The organism is Mycobacterium sp. (genome assembly GCF_035274705.1).
In the GTDB taxonomy this organism is placed as follows: domain Bacteria; phylum Actinomycetota; class Actinomycetes; order Mycobacteriales; family Mycobacteriaceae; genus Mycobacterium.
In genome coordinates this window covers 1-16337 of the sequence record NZ_DATENY010000046.1, presented here as the reverse complement: position 1 = coordinate 16337, position 16337 = coordinate 1, and the positions used below count along the sequence as shown (strand labels likewise).

Annotated in this window: 20 protein-coding genes; 10 read left to right on the top strand and 10 right to left on the bottom strand. The window is 66.2% G+C overall.

Annotated features, from left to right (window positions below; translation table 11 throughout):
* Both VJV41_RS11610 and VJV41_RS11605 read right to left on the bottom strand, forming a co-directional pair.
* On the bottom strand, positions 1-402 hold a 402-nt coding region (locus VJV41_RS11610; protein WP_325333778.1), incomplete at its 3' end, for a radical SAM protein.
* Positions 399-806 carry a YccF domain-containing protein gene (locus tag VJV41_RS11605; protein ID WP_325333776.1) on the bottom strand — a complete coding sequence of 136 codons (408 nt, stop codon included), beginning with the start codon at positions 804-806 and terminating at the stop codon, positions 399-401. The genes VJV41_RS11610 and VJV41_RS11605, both read right to left, overlap by 4 nt.
* Before the next feature lie 146 nt (positions 807-952).
* Here VJV41_RS11605 and VJV41_RS11600 point away from each other — a divergent pair, with 146 nt between their 5' ends.
* The gene (locus VJV41_RS11600) at positions 953-1363 is read left to right on the top strand and encodes a cold-shock protein (protein ID WP_325333782.1); all 411 of its coding nucleotides are present in this window, start codon (positions 953-955) and stop codon (positions 1361-1363) included.
* A gap of 88 nt (positions 1364-1451) precedes the next feature.
* A complete protein-coding gene (locus VJV41_RS11595; protein ID WP_325333774.1) occupies positions 1452-2456 on the top strand; it encodes a glutathione S-transferase family protein in 1005 nt (334 codons plus the stop codon).
* On the opposite strand, the gene VJV41_RS11590 is transcribed toward VJV41_RS11595, so the two are convergent.
* Together VJV41_RS11590 and VJV41_RS11585 are read right to left on the bottom strand one after the other, a co-directional pair.
* Positions 2453-2941, bottom strand: a complete 489-nt coding sequence (locus VJV41_RS11590; protein WP_325333772.1) for a DUF2771 domain-containing protein — start codon at positions 2939-2941, stop codon at positions 2453-2455. The two genes, VJV41_RS11595 and VJV41_RS11590, sit on opposite strands and share 4 nt — an antisense overlap.
* Positions 2938-4521, bottom strand: coding sequence for an MFS transporter (locus tag VJV41_RS11585; protein WP_325333780.1), 1584 nt, complete (start codon positions 4519-4521; stop codon positions 2938-2940). Before VJV41_RS11585 ends, VJV41_RS11590 begins: the two co-directional genes overlap by 4 nt.
* Positions 4522-4679: 158 nt before the next feature.
* Between VJV41_RS11585 and VJV41_RS11580 the strand changes: the two genes are divergently transcribed.
* Positions 4680-5438 carry a DUF3027 domain-containing protein gene (locus tag VJV41_RS11580; RefSeq protein ID WP_325333770.1) on the top strand — a complete coding sequence of 253 codons (759 nt, stop codon included), beginning with the start codon at positions 4680-4682 and terminating at the stop codon, positions 5436-5438.
* On the opposite strand, the gene VJV41_RS11575 is transcribed toward VJV41_RS11580, so the two are convergent.
* Positions 5435-5887 carry an SRPBCC family protein gene (locus tag VJV41_RS11575; protein WP_325333768.1) on the bottom strand — a complete coding sequence of 151 codons (453 nt, stop codon included), beginning with the start codon at positions 5885-5887 and terminating at the stop codon, positions 5435-5437. The two genes, VJV41_RS11580 and VJV41_RS11575, sit on opposite strands and share 4 nt — an antisense overlap.
* 18 nt (positions 5888-5905) lie before the next feature.
* The gene (locus VJV41_RS11570; protein WP_325333766.1) at positions 5906-6145 is read right to left on the bottom strand and encodes a DUF2530 domain-containing protein; all 240 of its coding nucleotides are present in this window, start codon (positions 6143-6145) and stop codon (positions 5906-5908) included.
* A 61-nt stretch (positions 6146-6206) separates the two neighbouring features.
* On the opposite strand from VJV41_RS11570, the gene VJV41_RS11565 reads away from it, so the two are divergent.
* From VJV41_RS11565 to VJV41_RS11555, 3 genes are read left to right on the top strand one after another with little or no spacing between them, the layout of a single operon-like run.
* Positions 6207-6638 (top strand): MarR family transcriptional regulator, encoded by a 432-nt coding sequence (locus tag VJV41_RS11565; RefSeq protein ID WP_325333764.1) that lies wholly within the window; start codon positions 6207-6209, stop codon positions 6636-6638.
* A 35-nt stretch (positions 6639-6673) separates the two neighbouring features.
* On the top strand, positions 6674-7489 hold the full coding sequence (locus VJV41_RS11560; RefSeq protein ID WP_325333762.1) for an RNA methyltransferase: 816 nt from the start codon (positions 6674-6676) through the stop codon (positions 7487-7489).
* Complete coding sequence (locus VJV41_RS11555) at positions 7486-7767, top strand: DUF2537 domain-containing protein (RefSeq protein ID WP_325333760.1); 282 nt, start codon at positions 7486-7488, stop codon at positions 7765-7767. The genes VJV41_RS11560 and VJV41_RS11555 overlap by 4 nt, the downstream gene beginning before the upstream one ends.
* Here the strand turns inward: VJV41_RS11555 and VJV41_RS11550 are convergent.
* The 3 genes from VJV41_RS11550 to serC all read right to left on the bottom strand — a co-directional run bounded on the left by VJV41_RS11550 (position 7757) and on the right by serC (position 9985).
* The gene (locus VJV41_RS11550; RefSeq protein WP_325333758.1) at positions 7757-7981 is read right to left on the bottom strand and encodes a hypothetical protein; all 225 of its coding nucleotides are present in this window, start codon (positions 7979-7981) and stop codon (positions 7757-7759) included. The two genes, VJV41_RS11555 and VJV41_RS11550, sit on opposite strands and share 11 nt — an antisense overlap.
* Positions 7982-8023: 42 nt before the next feature.
* Positions 8024-8785 (bottom strand): septation protein SepH, encoded by a 762-nt coding sequence (sepH, locus tag VJV41_RS11545; RefSeq protein WP_325333755.1) that lies wholly within the window; start codon positions 8783-8785, stop codon positions 8024-8026.
* Positions 8786-8872: 87 nt separating this feature from the next.
* Positions 8873-9985 (bottom strand): phosphoserine transaminase, encoded by a 1113-nt coding sequence (serC, locus tag VJV41_RS11540; RefSeq protein ID WP_325333753.1) that lies wholly within the window; start codon positions 9983-9985, stop codon positions 8873-8875.
* 244 nt (positions 9986-10229) lie between these two features.
* On the opposite strand from serC, the gene VJV41_RS11535 reads away from it, so the two are divergent.
* From VJV41_RS11535 to VJV41_RS11520, 4 genes are all read left to right on the top strand, one after another.
* Positions 10230-11246, top strand: a complete 1017-nt coding sequence (locus tag VJV41_RS11535; protein WP_325333751.1) for a diiron oxygenase — start codon at positions 10230-10232, stop codon at positions 11244-11246.
* 17 nt (positions 11247-11263) lie between these two features.
* Positions 11264-12943: an FAD-dependent oxidoreductase gene (locus tag VJV41_RS11530; protein ID WP_325333749.1), complete on the top strand. Its 1680-nt coding sequence runs from the start codon at positions 11264-11266 to the stop codon at positions 12941-12943.
* Positions 12944-13052: 109 nt separating this feature from the next.
* Positions 13053-13262, top strand: coding sequence for an LpqN/LpqT family lipoprotein (locus VJV41_RS11525; RefSeq protein ID WP_325333747.1), 210 nt, complete (start codon positions 13053-13055; stop codon positions 13260-13262).
* A gap of 101 nt (positions 13263-13363) precedes the next feature.
* Positions 13364-13762 (top strand): hypothetical protein, encoded by a 399-nt coding sequence (locus tag VJV41_RS11520; protein WP_325333746.1) that lies wholly within the window; start codon positions 13364-13366, stop codon positions 13760-13762.
* A gap of 7 nt (positions 13763-13769) precedes the next feature.
* Here VJV41_RS11520 and VJV41_RS11515 read toward each other — a convergent pair.
* On the bottom strand, positions 13770-16337 hold a 2568-nt coding region (locus VJV41_RS11515), incomplete at its 5' end, for an ATP-binding protein (protein WP_325333745.1).

Below are 16337 nucleotides of genomic sequence, written 5' to 3'. Positions count from 1 at the left end.
TCCGGATCGCTTCAGGCGGTCGGCGCGCTTGTCGAGCCCAATCCCGTTGGTGGTCAACGTGATTTCCGGGCGGGGTGTTAATGCCGCGGTGGCCGCGACGATGCCCTCGAGATTCTTGGCCACCAGCGGCTCACCGCCGGTGAAGCGCACGCTGGTGATGCCGAGCCGGGTGACGGCTATGCGCAGCAGCCGGATCAGTTCGTCGGGCTGCAGCAGCTGCTCGCCTGGCAACCAGTCCAGCCCGTCGGCGGGCATGCAATATGTACAGCGCAGATTGCACCGGTCGGTCAGCGATACCCGAAGGTCGGTGGCGACCCGGCCGAAGGTATCGATCATCGGGCCGCTTGCCGGTGCCGGCTCGGTCGGTCCCAGTGATGGCACGCCCAGAGCGATGACGGTCACGCGGCAGCTCGCGTATTCAATGAACGCGCCTGGTCTGTGGGCACGATCTCCTTGCCCAGCGGCACCAGCGAGACCGGGATGAGTTTGAGGTTGGCCAGCGCCAGCGGGATGCCGATGATGGTGATGGCCATCGCGACGGCGGTGATGACGTGGCCGATCGCCAGCCAAATGCCGAACAGAATGATCCAGATGACGTTGCCGATCAGCGCGCCGGGGCGCGGGCCCGGCTTCTCGACGATGGTGCGGCCGAACGGCCACAGTGCGTAGGAGGCGATACGCAACGCGGCGAACCCGAACGGAATCGTGATGATGAGGACGAAACAGATGAGGGCAGCCAGCAGGTAACCCAACGCCAGCCACAGGCCGCCGAAGATCAACCAGATGACATTCAGTATCAGTCGCATCTCTCCTCCAGCGGTCGTTCAAGCGTACCGAGTTAACAGGGTGATAGCGGGGGCGGCGTCCGAGTAGGATCTGCAGCATCGCGTCCCAGCGCAGGCGGGACGCTTTCCTTATGTAACTGTTCGTAGAAGACAAGCGGGTGAGACCAGTGCCGACCGGCCGGGTTAAGTGGTACGACGCCGAAAAGGGCTTCGGCTTTTTGTCGCAGGAGGAAGGCGAGGACGTCTACGTCCGGTCCTCGGCGTTGCCTGCCGGCGTCGAGGGTCTCAAGGCTGGGCAGCGTGTCGAATTCGGCGTGGCCGCAGGCCGTCGCGGGCCGCAGGCGTTGAGCTTGAAGATCATCGACCCGCCGCCGAGCCTGACGCGGACTCGTCGCGAAGCAGCGGCGGCCGAGCACAAGCACAGTCCCGATGAGCTGCACGGCATGGTCGAGGACATGATCACGCTGCTGGAAAGTGCAGTGCAGCCTGAGCTACGCAAGGGCCGCTACCCCGATCGCAAGGTCGCCCGCCGGGTGTCGGAAGTGGTGCGGGCCGTCGCGAGCGAGCTCGACGCCTAGTTTCTGCACGCGCGAACGTTCCGTACCACTCGAAAAATCGACGAAATATCGAGCGGTAAGGAACGTTCGGCGGGGGCATTCTGGTGGTATGCCCTATGTCGCCGGCGGTGGCGAGTTCAACCGCGACACCAACTACATCACCACGCGCATCACGGCCGACGGGAGCGACGGCTACCCCGTCGAACCCGACCGCTACCGGCTGATCGTCGCGCGGGCCTGCCCGTGGGCCAACCGCACGATCATCGTGCGTCGGCTCCTGGGCTTGGAAGACGTTCTGTCCATTGGTTTTTGCGGTCCGACGCACGATGAAGACAGCTGGACGTTCGACTTGGACCCCGGCGGAGTCGACCCTGTGCTGACGATCCCTCGCCTCAAGGACGCGTACCTCAAGCGCTTCCCCGACTACGAGAAGGGCATCACCGTGCCCGCGATCGTCGACGTGCCGACGGGCGAGGTCGTGACCAACGACTTCGCCCAGATCACGCTCGACTTCTCCACCGAGTGGGCCAAGTTCCACCGCGAGGGCGCCCCGCAGTTGTACCCCGAGCCGTTGCGCGACGAGATCGACGAGGTGGCCCAGCGCATCTATACCGAGGTCAACAACGGCGTCTACCGATGCGGCTTCGCCGGTTCACAAGAGGCTTACGACAAGGCCTACGATCGGTTGTTCACGGCGCTGGACTGGCTCGAAGAACGGTTGACGAGCCAGCGTTATCTCGTCGGCGACACCATCACCGAGGCCGACGTCCGGCTGTTCACCACGCTGGCCCGCTTCGACCCCGTCTACCACGGCCACTTCAAATGCAACCGGCGCAAGCTGTGCGAGATGCCGGCGCTGTGGGCCTATGCACGGGATCTGTTCCAGACGCCAGGGTTCGGCGACACGATCGACTTCGTGCAGATCAAGCAGCACTACTACATCGTGCACAAGGACATCAATCCCACCCAGATCGTGCCGAAGGGTCCGGACCTGTCCGATTGGCACACGCCGCATGGCCGAGAAGAATTGGGCGGCAGGACCTTTGGTGAGGGCACGCCTCCGGGGCCGACGCGTGAAGGCGAACGCGTGCCTGACGGGCATGGAGCCGACTAGGGCCACACGGTCCGCACCGACCACTCAGCGTGCGGCAACGGAAACTCGTTGCCGGCCTCGTCACGTACCAGTGTCGGCAGTTGCACGACGACGCCGGTCAGCTTGCCGTGGTGCGGGTCGACGGTCGGGATGGTGACCGCGAGCCGAGTCCCCGGCCGAAACTCCTCGACCACGGGCGCATCGGAATCCTGGTATGCCCGCAGCAGCACCCACGGTGCGCGCGCTATCGCCGGCGGCACGGACAACTGCACGGGGAAGCGGGCGTCGACGGCCAATTCCCCTACGGTTTCCGGCGTTTGGCAGTTGTTGAGGTCCAGCACCTCGCAATAGCGATACGGTCCTACCCGCGTCAGCTGTCCGTGGGAGTACGCGCTGATCTCCGGATGCTGGGGCGACGCCGCGCGGGTGAGCCGCCAGATCAGGACGCCGGTAGCCGCAGATGCGACGACGACCACGACCGCCAATGCGGCGAGGATGCGTTTCACTCCGGCGCCACCGCCGCGGCATCAGCCCTGCCGCCTTCCTGTTCGGCGAACACCGGACGGTTGCCACCGAAGCCGGGAATCAGTGACTCGCCGAAGTAGCTCACCACCGTCTGAGCCAACCCGGGGATCAGCAATGCGGTGATCGCAGTGAAGCCCACCCACAATTCGGTGTAGACCAGCACCCCCATGGCGCCGCCCGCGACCCACGCCAACTGCAGCAACGACTCCGAACGTCCGAACGCCGACGCACGCGACTTCTCCGGAAGGTCGTCCTGCAGCGACGCATCCAGCGACGCCTTGGCGATCGCGGCCGCCGCGGAGGTGACCAGAGTCGCAAGCGCTGCCACCATCAATTTGCCGGTCAGCGCTGCGGCCAGCGCGCCCGCGGTGACCGCGACCGTGCACCGCACCACAAGCAGCGCCGGGAACCCCAGCTTCAGCCGCGCCGCGGTGAAGTTGCCCGCGAAATTGCCGATCGCCGCCGCGGCGCCGATCACCCCGAGAATCCGCAGCTGCTCCCAACCGCCGGCGTCGTGCGACTTCGCCACGAACGCGGGGTAGAGGAACAGGAAGCCCACCATCATCTTGATCGTGCAATTGCCCCACAGCGACGTAATGATGTTGCGGCCCAAGGGCTGTCGCGCAGCCGCGGACGTCTTGTGCTGATCAGGATGGCGGCGCAACTCGCCGCTGCGGCCGTGGTAGGTCAGCGTCGCGGGCACCTCGCCCGCCGTCACCTCCACCCACTTCGGGATGTGCATCGACAGCGCCGCTCCGGCGACCGAGACCGCGACGATGACGTACAGCGCACCGGGCAGGTGGAACAGTCCGAACGCCCACTCGGCGCCCGCCGCGATCGCCCCGCCGACCATCGTTCCGCCGAGCAGGCCGAACGTCGTCAGCCGCGAGTTCACCCGCACCAGATCGATCGTCGGCGGCAACACCCGCGGTGTCACCGCGCTGCGCAGCACGCTAAATGACTTGGACAACACCATCATTCCGAGCGCACACGGGTAGAGCACCCAGGACGGGAAGCTGCCGGTTGCCCCGTCGTAGTTGGCAATAAGCACTACCGCCAGCCCTGTTCGCAACATGAAGGAGGTGGCCAGCGCGACGCGGCGGCCATGCTGAAGCCGGTCCAGCGCGGGCCCGATCAGCGGCGCGATGACGGCGAACGGCGCGATGGTGATCAGCAGGTATAGCGCGACCTTGCTCTTACTCTCACCGGACGCCGCGGCGAAGAACAGCGTATTGGCCAGCGCGACAGCCATCGCCGCGTCGACCGCGAAGTTGGCGACCACTGGCCACGTCAGCGCCGTGAGCCCGGACTTGTCGGCACCGTCGGCGGTCGCGGCCCGGTGCACCAGGCCGTACATCTTCGACCCCATCTCGCGGCTGCGCTGCGCGGCCGCCCTTGTCACCGTGACCTTTTGACCCGCATCCGCACCGGCACTCGGCGGCGGGTCGGACCGGTATTCCCACTGCGGACGCTCATCGAGCGGCGGCAACCATCGGTTCTCGCTCGGCGCCGAGCGCCGCTGCCTGCGGTGGCCGGCGCCGTCGCTGGGATAGTTCGCCATGCCCGGATGTTCGTCGCCTGCGGGTGGGCGCGGCGGAAAATAGCGAGGGTCACGCCGCGATCCGGTCACGCCCTCGATTCTCCCCCATCGCGGCGGTAGCGGACGTGCAGGCGACCGGTGTGGCTCGGCCTTCGCTCCGTGAGGCAATAATGGTGTCGATGGACAGCGTGGACACCGCGGATCGCCCCGACCTGGAGGCGGTGCTTTTGGGCGCCGTCGAGCAGGCGCGCGCCGCGATCGTCGAGTTCAGCGGCGAGAACACGGTCGGGGAGTATCTGGGCGCCAGCTTCGAGGACCCGACCGCTGCCACGCACCGGTTCTTGGCCGATATGCCCGGATACCGCGGCTGGCAGTGGGCCGTCGTCGTGGCCGCCTGCCCCGGCGCCGACCACGCCACCATCAGCGAAGTTGTACTGGTGCCAGGACCGACGGCGTTGCTGGCGCCGCAGTGGGTGCCGTGGGAGGCGCGCGTCCGGCCCGGCGATCTGAGCCCCGGCGATCTGCTCGCGCCGCCCGCCGACGACCCGCGGCTGGTGCCCGGCTACATGGCGACTGGTGACCCGCAGATTGACGAGGTCACCCTCGAGGTGGGGCTGGGCCGCCGTCAGGTGCTCGGCGATTGGGGCCGCGGCGAGGCAGCGCAGCGCTGGCATGACAGTGATTACGGTCCAGGCTCGCCGATGGCCCGGTCGACCCGCCGCGTCTGCCGTGACTGTGGCTTCTATCTTCCGCTCGGCGGAGCATTGGGGCGGACGTTCGGCGTATGCGCCAACGAGTACGCCGCCGACGGTCATGTGGTCGACGCTGAATACGGCTGCGGCGCACACTCGGACACCCCACAACCGCCCGGCACTGGGACGCCGCTCTACGACCCCTACGACGACGGCGTGCTCGACCTCGCGGAGCCCGCCGACTAGTCTTCCGCCGCCGCCTTGATGCGCGCGAGTGTTTTGTTCATGCCCTCGACGAGTTCACGCTCGAAGCTCGGCACGCCGCCCATCATTGCGTTCACGCTCATGTTGGAAAACGCGCTGACGCCGTTCTCCGCATGCCGAGATTCCACCAGCCGCGTGCCGGTGTCGGTTGGCTCAAGCTCGTAGCTCCAGACGGTTCCGTTCTGGTGCACCCGGAACGCCAGCTTCTTTTCCGGAATGACTTCGGTCACTGTCGATGTCGTCGGCCACAACATACTGTTTCGACGGTTGACGTTGAACGTCCTTGCACCCTGGCGCAGCGGGCCGAACGACTTCATCAGACGGCACTGCGGGCTCCACTGCGGCATCCGCTTGAGATCGGAGACCAGTGCCCAAACCTTGCCAACCGGTGCATTGATGTCGACCTCGGCCTGCAACAGCGGCGCTGCCATGGCGTCTCCCTTGATGAACTAACTGAGCCCGCTCTGCGCTCCGCGCGACCCGCGGCGCACGGCGTGACGTTGCCACAGAAAGATGGACGTGCCAAGCAGGCCTACGCCGAGCCCGGCGACCGTGTATGGCCGCCACTCTTCCAGCGCGGGCACAGTGAACGAGAGCACCGCCGCGACGGCCCACCCCATGGCGATCACGGCGATCACGGGCCACGGCTTGAGGAGGATGGCCGGAAGTGCGGGCGGTTCGGCAATCATCGTTTTCAAACGTATCCGATTAAGCGCGTTTTCCGGAGATCCGCTATGTACTCTTTGCCTTGTGAAAGACGTCGACGCCCGGCTGGCGAGCGATCTATCGCTGGCAGTGATCCGGCTGGCACGTCAATTGCGTTTTCGACGTCCGGATTCGCCCGTTTCGCTGTCGCAGCTGTCGGCGCTGTCGACGCTTGCCAAGGAAGGCCCGATGACGCCCGGCGCGTTAGCCATGCGTGAGCGGGTGCGGCCGCCGTCGATGACCCGTGTCATCGCCTCGCTGGCTGAACTCGGCTTCGTCGCACGCACTGCCCATCCTGCTGACGGTCGTCAGGTGCTGGTGTCGGTATCGTCGGCAGGCACCGACCTGATCGAGGCGGAGCGACGTGCCAGCCAGGAGTGGCTCAAGCGGCGGCTCGACAACCTGGGACCCGACGAACGCAAGACCTTGTTGGTGGCAGCCGATCTGATGTCCGGCATGGTCGACGAAAGCGCGTAGCCTCTCCGGCGGGCACGAGCGAAGCGAGCGGGGGATTGGCAGTCGTAATCGATGTCACCGACCCCGCCGACCCGAGGCTCGACGACTTTCGCGATCTCAACAGCGTGGACCGCAGGCCCGATCTGCCCAGCGGCAAGGGCCTGGTGATCGCCGAGGGTGTGCTGGTGGTGCAGCGCATGCTGGCATCGCGCTTTACCCCGCGGGCGATGCTGGGCACCGACCGGCGCCTCGGTGAGCTGGTCGGCGACCTCCACGGCGTCGAGGCGCCGTACTACCGCGTCGAGGCCGACGTGATGGCCGAGGTGGTGGGCTTTCACCTCAACCGCGGTGTGCTCGCCTCGGCGTCGCGGCCGCCGGAGCTGACCGTCGCGCAGGTTCTTGACGGCGCCAGAACCGTCGCGGTGCTCGAGGGCGTCAACGACCACGAGAACCTCGGCTCGATCTTCCGCAATGCCGCCGGCCTCGGAGTGGACGGGGTGGTGTTCGGCATGGGCTGCGCCGACCCCCTGTACCGACGCGCCGTCCGGGTCTCGATGGGCCATGCGCTGCTTGTGCCGTACGCATGGACGGCGGCCTGGCCGCATGACCTTCGACTACTGCGGGACAACGACTTTCGTCTACTGGCGATGACGCCGGATCCCGCCGCGCACACCCTTGCGCATGCGATGGAGGAGGTGGTCGACCAGAAGGTCGCCATTCTCGTCGGCGCCGAAGGGCCGGGGCTGACGGAGCATGCGATGCGGGCCAGCGATATGCGCGTACGGATCCCGATGTCGCGGGGGACCGACTCGCTGAATGTCGCCACCGCCGCGGCCTTGGCGTTCTACGAACGAGCTAGGCTCGCGCCGTGACCGACGACTCGACTCCGTGGGCACTGGGTTTGACCGTGGCGGGGTTCGTTGCCGCCGTAACCGCTGCCGCAGTCGTGGTGTTGAGCATCGGGCTGACGCGCGTGCATCCGCTGCTTGCCGTCGGGCTGAACCTGGTGGCCGTCGGTGGACTGGCGCCGACGGTCTGGGGATGGCGCAGGCTTCCGGTGTGGCGGTGGTTCATGCTGGGCTGCGGAGTCGGCGTGGCGGGCGCGTGGATTGCCTTGCTAGCCATGGCCCTTGGCGGGCTCAGTCGATGAGCGCCTCTGCGAGCCGGGTCCGCCACGCCTGTGCGTCATCGGCGCTCATGATCCGTATCACCACCTGATCGGCACCGGCCGCGCGGTATTCGCCGACCCGCTCCGCGATCGTGTCGAGGTCACCCCACGCGGCGACACCGTCGAGTATCCGGTCGCTCACGTCGTCGGTGTACGGATCGCTGCTGGCAAGGCCGATCGGCCCGAGGCAGTTCACGAGGTCGAAGCTCCGACCTCAACCGGACTCCAGGTCAAGAAGTCAGCGCTGGCCGCTGGAGCGCACACCTAGCAGGACGTCCTCCCAAGCGGGGACGGCCGGCTTGCCTTTTCGGGCCCGAGGCTTGGGCGCAGGCGGCGGCTCGGGCGCTTCGATGGGCAGCTCCGGTTCTTCGAAGTCGAGCTGCGCCACCGGAGCGAGGGGCCGCAGCGGGCGCGCGAAGTCGGGATCGATCAGTTCGCATGCTGCGTCGTCGAAGGCGGTCACGGTGCCCCCGTGCGCGCCGGGCGTGAACCGGAAGTGCGCGGCGTTGTCGGACAGGCCTGCTTTCCATGACATCTGCACCGTCCAACGGCCGTCCTCGTTGCGCCATGCGTCCCAGTTGGTGGCCTCGGGGTCCAGCCCGCGGGCCACCAGAGCCGAAGTCACCGTCTCCAACAGCGTCAGCACCGCGGGCCCGTCGGCCAGAACAGGATGGGCCGCCGTTGCCAACTCCGCCGCACGAGCACGCTCCAGCAGCACCGGATGGGCAAACCGCTCGACCCTGCCGATATCCACCCCTGCCGCGGTAGCGACCTGTTCGACGGACGCGCCGGCCCGGATCTTGGCTTGAATCTCCTTGGGACGCAGCACGTTTGGAACCTCGGCATCGACGGGGGTTGGACTCGAGGCGGTCTTGTCGCCGCGCACAGCGGCCCGCAACCGGTCATCGGACCGCAGGATGAACTTCTCGCCGGAGTCGTCGGTCTCGCAGATGATCCGTTTGCCGTCGACGTCCAGCCCGACGAGCTTGAGTTCCCGCATATCGACCTCCTCCGGGCCGAATACAAGCCCGATTAGGAGGACCCTACTTCGTTATCTGGCTGTAACCGTGATGACACGCCCAGCAGGTCAGAGCCGTTCGACAACCCAGTCGATGCACGCGGTGAGCGCGCTGACGTCGTCGGGCTCCACGGCGGGGAACATGCCGACCCGCAGCTGGTTGCGGCCGAGTTTGCGATACGGCTCGGTGTCGACGATGCCGTTGGCCCGCAGCGCCTTGGCCACCACGGCCGCATCGACGTCGTCGGAGAAGTCGACCGTGCCGACGACCTGCGACCGCAAGTCCGGGTCGGTGACGAACGGCGTGGCGAATCTCGACGCTTCAGCCCAGGAGTACAGCCGCTGCGACGAGTCCGCTGTGCGTTTGACGGCCCAGTCCAGCCCGCCGTTGCCAAGCAGCCAGCCGATCTGCTCGGCGAGCAGGATCAATGTGCCGATCGCCGGAGTGTTGTAGGTCTGGTTCTTCGTGCTGTTGTCTACCGCAATCGGCAGTGACAGGAAGTCGGGCACCCAGCGGCCGGACGCGGCGATCGCCTCGATGCGGGCCAGCGCCGCGGGAGACAGGATCGCGATCCACAGCCCGCCGTCGCCGGCGAAGTTCTTCTGCGGCGCGAAGTAGTAGGCGTCGACGTCGGCGATGTCGACGGGAAGGCCGCCGGCCGCCGATGTCGCGTCGATCGCGATCAACGCGTCACCCGAGCCGTCGGGACGCTGTACCGGAACCGCGACGCCTGTCGACGTCTCGTTGTGCGCCCAGGCGATCAGATCGACCGATGGATCCGACTGCGGCTTCGGCGCGCTGCCAGGGTCCGCCTTGACGATGATCGGGTCGCCGACGAACGGGTTCTTAACCACGCACGACGCGAACTTCGAGCTGAACTCGCCGTAGGTCAGGTGCAGCGAGCGCTTGTCGATCAGCCCGAACGCGGCGGCGTCCCAGAAGGCCGTCGACCCACCGTTGCCGAGGATCACCTCGTAGCCGTCGGGCAGCGAGAACAGTTGGCGCAGCCCGTCGCGAACCCGGCCAACGAGGTTCTTGACCGGCGCCTGCCGGTGCGAGGTTCCGAACAGGTCGCCCGCCGCGGCCAAGGCCTCCAGTTGTTCGGGCCTGACCTTCGACGGTCCGCAACCGAAACGTCCATCCTTGGGCTTGAGGTCGGCGGGAATCGTCAGTTCAGCCATGCCCCAAGCCTAGAGAGCCGTCGCTACGCGGCGGCAAGCGAGTCAAGATTGGCGGCGAACGTTCCGTACCGCTCGAAAGATCGGCGAAATATCGAGCGGTACGGAACGTTCGGCGATCGCCTCGATCTCAGAACGTGCAGGGTCGACGTGCCACATCCAGAAAGGGGGGCTGTTCAATATGCGATACCTGCGGTACCGTCGTTGGACATTAGGGCTCAAATGTAAACCTCATAGGAGGCTTCGAATGGCTCGCACACGTCTGGTCCGACGGTGGCGTCGCAACATGGAGGTAAGCGACGACGCCGAGTACGTAGACATGCTCACCACACTGTCCGAGGGGTCGGTGCGGCGCAATTTCAATCCCTACACCGACATCGACTGGGAATCCCCGGAGTTCGCGGTCGTACCGAACGACGCTCGCTGGATCCTGCCCGCGACCGATCCGCTGGGCCGCCACCCCTGGTACCAGGCGCAGTCGGTCGATCGTCAGATCGAGATCGGCATGTGGCGCCAGGCCAATGTCGCCAAGGTCGGTCTTCACTTCGAGTCGATCCTGATTCGTGGCCTGATGGAGTACTCGTTCTGGACGCCCAACGGCTCGCCCGAGTACCGCTACTGCCTGCACGAGGCGGTCGAAGAGTGCAACCACACCATGATGTTTCAGGAGATGGTCAACCGCATCGGCGCCGACGTCCCCGGTATGCCGCGGATGCTGAAGTGGGTTCAGCCCTTGATCCCGCTGGTGGCCGGGCCGCTGCCGATCCCGTTCTGGTTCGGGATCCTCGCCGGCGAGGAGCCCATCGACCACACGCAGAAAAACGTGCTGCGCGAAGGCAAGTCGCTGCATCCGATCATGGAGCGGGTGATGGCCATCCACGTGGCCGAGGAGGCCCGTCACATCTCGTTCGCGCATGAGTACCTGCGCAAGCGAATCCCACAATTGCCGCGGCGCAAGCGATTCTGGCTGTCGATCTACGTGCCGCTGGTGATGCGGATCCTGTGTTCCGCCATCATCGTTCCGCCGAGGGCGTTCTGGAAGGAATTCGACATCCCGCGCTCGGTGCGCAAAGAGGTGTTCTTCCGCTCGCCGGAGTCCCGGCAGATGCTGCGCGACATGTTCGGCGACGTCCGGATGCTGTGCCGCGATACGGGCCTGATCAATCCGATTGCCAAGCTCGTGTGGCGGATCTGCAAGATCGACGGCCGGCCGAGCCGCTACCGCAGTGAGCCGCAGCGACAACACGTGGTCGCCGCCGCGTGAGATAAGGACGCACGACAGTGCCCCACGTGATTACCCAGTCGTGCTGTAGCGACGGGTCCTGTGTCTACGCCTGCCCGGTGAATTGCATTCATCCGTCACCGGACGAGCCAGGCTTCGCCACCGCCGAAATGCTCTACGTCGATCCGGTGGCATGCGTGGACTGCGGTGCCTGCGTCAGCGCGTGCCCCGTCGGGGCGATCGCACCCGATACCAAGCTGGAGCCCACGCAGCTGCCGTTCATCGAGCTGAACGCCGCGTTCTATCCGAAGCGCGAAACCAAGCTCCCGCCGACGTCCAAGCTAGCGCCGGTGATCGAGGCACCGTTCGTCGAGGCCCGCGCGGGCGCGCCGCTGACGGTCGCGATCGTCGGGTCCGGACCCGCCGCCATGTATGCCGCCGACGAACTGCTTACCCAGCAGGGCGTGCGGGTCAACGTTTTCGAACGGCTGCCAACCCCGTACGGCCTCGTGCGCGCCGGAGTGGCGCCCGATCACCAGAGCACAAAGCGGGTGACGAAGCTGTTCGACAAGATCGCCAGGCGGCGCGGGTTTCGGTTCTATCTCAACGTCGAGGTGGCATCGGACCTGACGCACGACGAGCTGCTCGAGCACCATCACGCCGTGATCTATGCCGTCGGCGCGCCCAACGACCGCCGTCTCGACGTGGAGGGCATAGGTCTGCCGGGCGTCGGGACCGCCACCGAGATGGTCGCGTGGATCAACGGTCACCCTGAATACACCGATCTGCCAGTCGATTTGGGCCACGAACGGGTGGTGATCGTCGGCAACGGCAACGTGGCATTCGACGTCGCACGCATTCTCACGACTGATCCCGACACACTGGCCAGCACTGACATCTCCGGCCACGCGCTGGCCGCACTGCGCGCCTCGCGCGTGCAAGAGGTGGTCATTGCCGCCCGGCGCGGCCCTGCCGCCTCGGCGTTTACGCTGCCGGAGCTGATCGGTCTGACGTCGACATGCGAGGTGGTGCTCGACACGGCCGACCACGACTTGGTGCTCCGCGATCTCGCGCAGACCTCGGATGCGTTGACACGCAACAAGTTGGAGATCTTGAGCAAGCTCGGCGATGCTTCGGCACCGATCAAGAGGCCGCGCATCCGTCTCGCGTACCAACTCACGCCGAGCCGAGTCGTCGGCGAGGCCCGCACGGAGGCGATGGAGTTCACCGTGACCGGCACCGACGAGGTGCGGCGGTTCTCAGCGGGGCTGGTGCTGACGTCAATTGGATACCGTGGCAGGCCGATTCGCGGCCTGCCATTCGACGAAGGCGCGGCCGTGGTGCCCAACGACGGCGGTCGCGTCGTGGACCCGCGCACCGGTGATCCGGTTCGCGGCAGCTACGTGGCGGGCTGGATCAAGCGCGGGCCGACCGGGTTCATCGGCACCAACAAGTCGTGCGCGGCGCAGACCGTGCACACCCTGGTCGCCGACTACAACACCGGCCTGCTACGCGATCCGGTCGCCAAATCCGCCACTCTGGACAAGCTGGTGCGCAGCCGGCGGCCCGACATGATCGACGGCGCGGGGTGGAAGGCGATCGACGCCGCCGAGATTGCCCGCGGTGACGGGGAGCGTCCGCGCGACAAGTTCACCTCCATCGCCGATATGCTTGCCGCGGCGGCGGCCGCGCCCACACCTCCTTTGAGCCAGCGGTTGCTCGCCGGGTTACTTCGATAAGCCTTTCCAATCCGCGACGCGACCCGTTTCAATCAAATTCCAAACTGCTGTCTCTACGTTGACGCAGCGGACGCGACAGGCGTCCACTGCCCGTCGATGAGGGGACACGATGCAAAAGTCGCGCAGGCCCGTGCTCGCCGACTTCATACGGCATCGGCACATCACCGAAACTCCGGTCCACAAGGGCGATCCTGGCGCCCCCCAGATCGACGTGCAGCTACCTGACGGCTGGCAGAGCGCAGGTGACGATACGCCTGACTATGCCTACGGCGCACTGGTCTACGCCGGTCCGGAGGCGCAGGGTGCGGACTGCAGCTGAACGCGACCAGCAACGAAAGCCAGAGCCGCTGTTCGACGCCCTGGAGACCATCGACAAGACCATCAACATCACCGTTTGATGACTCAGGGGACAAGAACGAAATGTCAAGTGCGCCACCGAAAACCAAGGCCTATCTGCTGATGAGTAAGGCGAATTCCTGGTGGGTCAACGTAGAGCTGGAACTGACTGACACAAACTTGCGCTGCACAGCTTCCGAATACTCCAAGTGGGTCGACGAGGAGCTGGGACTCACCGACTACAAGGCAAAACTGTCGTCCGGAGAGCCGGTGATGGTCTTCGACTTCCGCCGCGACCAACTCAACATCAAATGGCTGCGGCAGTTCTATCGCGGTGGATTCGAAGTCAGCCACGGTGATTCCCGCAAGTGGCTGGTGGCGCTGATATATCCCAGCGGATTCGGCAGTCTGCTGGATCTGATGACTGATCGTGCAGTGTGGAAGCAGTGGCGCGCGGCGTTGCCCGACTCCAAGGCGAAGTAGCCGAACGTCACGCGGTCCGGTCGATCGGCGCCGACAACGCGGCTATCCGCTCAGCGATGAGCCGATCGGAGGCGTGTTCGCCGGTGGCGTCCGCCAAGCTGCTGGCCCGGTGCAGCAGTTCGCGCGCGCTGTCGAGGCGGTCATGGTGAACTTCGATGTCGGCCAGCAGTGCCAGGAACAGCGGGGTCATCGCGGTGGACCCGTCACTGGTGAGCACATCGAACGCCTCGAACGCGACGGCCGTGTCGGCGTCCGCACCGTCAAGTGTCTGCGCCCACACGCTGATGATCCTGGCCGCCGCCCCCCACTGCTGGCCGCCGGCGGCGCAGAATTCACGGTCGACGAAATCGGCGAGCTCCGCAGTGCCCTCCACGGTGCCGAGGATCGCGGCGCATTCGACGAGCGTGAGTTTCGCGGCGAGGATGTTGAACACGTCGCCTCGGCTCTGCGCGAGTTCCTGTGCAAGGCTGGCGTATTCGCGCATAGCGTCGGTGTCACCGCGCAGTGCTTCTGCTAAGGCCATCCAGCAGTACACGCGTGGGTGAAAGAAGTGAAGCGGATCGGTGACTGTCTCAGGTGGCGGAAATGTATCCATCATGTGGTGGCCAGTGTCGATCAGAGCCTCGGTGTTGCCGCGTAGGGAGTAAACCATGATGTGCGCGAAGTCGTTGGCGATCCCGATGTCGGGATCGCCGGACTTTTCATATTCCTCGCGCAGACCGGAGGCGATGACATACGCCTCGTCGATGCGTCCGTGCCCGCACAGCATCAAGCACTGCAGGGCGATCGCTCCGTAGAAACTGCGGCCCTTGACCTCACGGCCGATGTCGAACGCACGCTGCACGGCCTGAGCCGCCGCCTTGCTGGTTTGGCCCTCGAGAATGCCCTTGGCCCCGGCCAGGTGCAGCCACAGCGTGGCCTCGCGTTCGAGCTGTTCGGGTTTGGCCGGAAGCCTGTTGCAGATCTGCAGCGCGTGTTCGGACACGCCCGCGATGTCATCGTATGCCGAGCGGGCCAGGGCCCGTCGAATGACGGTTTCGTGGATCTCAACTGCGGTATGCGGGTTGAGTTCTGCGCCCGCCCGCCATGCATGGTCGGCCGCAGCGATGCCTCGTTCGTAGGCGGCGGTCGCTAGCGCGGGGGCGCGGATGGTGGCGACCGCGGCGTGCACGGTGGTGCGGTCGGTCGTGGCAAGCTGCGTCAGCAGTGCGTCGCGGACCAGGCCGTGGCTGAAGCGGTACGTACCGGGCCGCTCACGTACTTCGTCGAGCAGGCCGGTTTCGTAAGCCGGCCGGAGGCGGGCCTGGACAGTCGAAATGGAAAGGTCGACGATGTCGGCCAAGTCCGCGACATCGAATTCCGGCCCCACCACGGCCGCCGCCGCGAGTACCCGTCGACCGGGGCGGTCGAGAACCCCGAGCCGCCGGCCGACCACGCCGACCACTGCCTCGGACAGGCTGGCCGCGGATTCGGCGCCGTGAACGGCATCGCCGTTGTCCAGGGCGCGGGCAAGCTCCTTGATGTAGAACGGGTTGCCCCCGGCCTGGCGCCACACCTCATCAGACACCGCCTCTGCGGTCGGCGTGCCGGCGATCGCGTCGACCAGGTGCGCGGCGGCGTCGCGGTCGAGGCCGCCAAGATGCACTGTCGCGGTGTCGTTCGACCGGAGCAGCCGTTCGAAGGCATGCCGGTGCATCGGCCGGTCCACGCCGTAATAGGTCCAGTTGCCGATCACGTGGATCGGTGCCCTGGGGAACTCCGTCGCCAGCAAGACCAGCGTGTCTATGGAGGCGGAATCGGCTACCTGCAAGTCGTCGAGGACGAGCAGCAAGGGTTGCATTTCGGAAAGCGCCCGCAGCGCCGTGACGATGCCTTCGATAAGGGCAAAGCCCGTCGTGGCGACGTGGTTTGCCGAAGCGACGTTGTCGATTTGGTTCCACTCGGGAACCAGGGCGTCAACGACGCCGGGCGCCGCGTTCCGCACCGACCGGCGGCCTGTCTCCCCGAGGTCGCTGCCCAGCTGCCGCAGAAGTTGGATCCAGGTCCACAGCTGCGGCAGCTTGATCCCGGTCGGATGACCGGCCCAGGCGACATCAACGCCGGCCGCGTCCGCCCGACTGGCAGCGATCTGTGCCAACGACGTCTTGCCGATACCGCTTTCGCCGGTCACCAGGGTGAGTCCGCCGCCCCCGTCAGCAGCTCTGCGTACGGCCTCTGTCACAGCGCTCAACTCGGCTTCCCGTCCGACGAAGGGTGGCGGGACCGACGAGTCAGGCCTGGGTTGCGTTGCGCGACCTGGTCGCTCGACCTGCAAGTCAGCGGACCCGTCGGTGATCTTCTGGAAGAGGGTCTGCAAGCCTTCGCCGGGACGCGTTCCGATCTCTCGGTCGAGAGTGGTGCACGCCCGGTCAAAGGCACGCACCGCGTCAGCGGTTCGGCCTGCCCGGTAAAGAGCCAACATCAGGTGGCCCCACAACTGCTCCTGCAACGGGTACTGCGCCAATGCCGCCTCGATTTCGGGCACCAAGTCGCCGCCCGCACCGAGTAGCAACGCCGCGTCGAAACGCGCCTCGAT

What these genes read in the sequence shown, in the direction of transcription:
- VJV41_RS11605 (WP_325333776.1), bottom strand. Translation starts at nt 806, where the DNA reads ATGCGACTGATACTGAATGTCATCTGGTTGATCTTCGGCGGCCTGTGG.
- VJV41_RS11595 (WP_325333774.1), top strand. Translation starts at nt 1,452, where the DNA reads ATGCCCTATGTCGCCGGCGGTGGCGAGTTCAACCGCGACACCAACTAC.
- VJV41_RS11585 (WP_325333780.1), bottom strand. Translation starts at nt 4,521, where the DNA reads ATGGCGAACTATCCCAGCGACGGCGCCGGCCACCGCAGGCAGCGGCGC.
- VJV41_RS11580 (WP_325333770.1), top strand. Translation starts at nt 4,680, where the DNA reads ATGGACAGCGTGGACACCGCGGATCGCCCCGACCTGGAGGCGGTGCTT.
- VJV41_RS11575 (WP_325333768.1), bottom strand. Translation starts at nt 5,887, where the DNA reads ATGGCAGCGCCGCTGTTGCAGGCCGAGGTCGACATCAATGCACCGGTT.
- VJV41_RS11570 (WP_325333766.1), bottom strand. Translation starts at nt 6,145, where the DNA reads ATGATTGCCGAACCGCCCGCACTTCCGGCCATCCTCCTCAAGCCGTGG.
- sepH (WP_325333755.1), bottom strand. Translation starts at nt 8,785, where the DNA reads ATGCGGGAACTCAAGCTCGTCGGGCTGGACGTCGACGGCAAACGGATC.
- serC (WP_325333753.1), bottom strand. Translation starts at nt 9,985, where the DNA reads ATGGCTGAACTGACGATTCCCGCCGACCTCAAGCCCAAGGATGGACGT.
- VJV41_RS11535 (WP_325333751.1), top strand. Translation starts at nt 10,230, where the DNA reads ATGGCTCGCACACGTCTGGTCCGACGGTGGCGTCGCAACATGGAGGTA.
- VJV41_RS11525 (WP_325333747.1), top strand. Translation starts at nt 13,053, where the DNA reads ATGCAAAAGTCGCGCAGGCCCGTGCTCGCCGACTTCATACGGCATCGG.
- VJV41_RS11520 (WP_325333746.1), top strand. Translation starts at nt 13,364, where the DNA reads ATGTCAAGTGCGCCACCGAAAACCAAGGCCTATCTGCTGATGAGTAAG.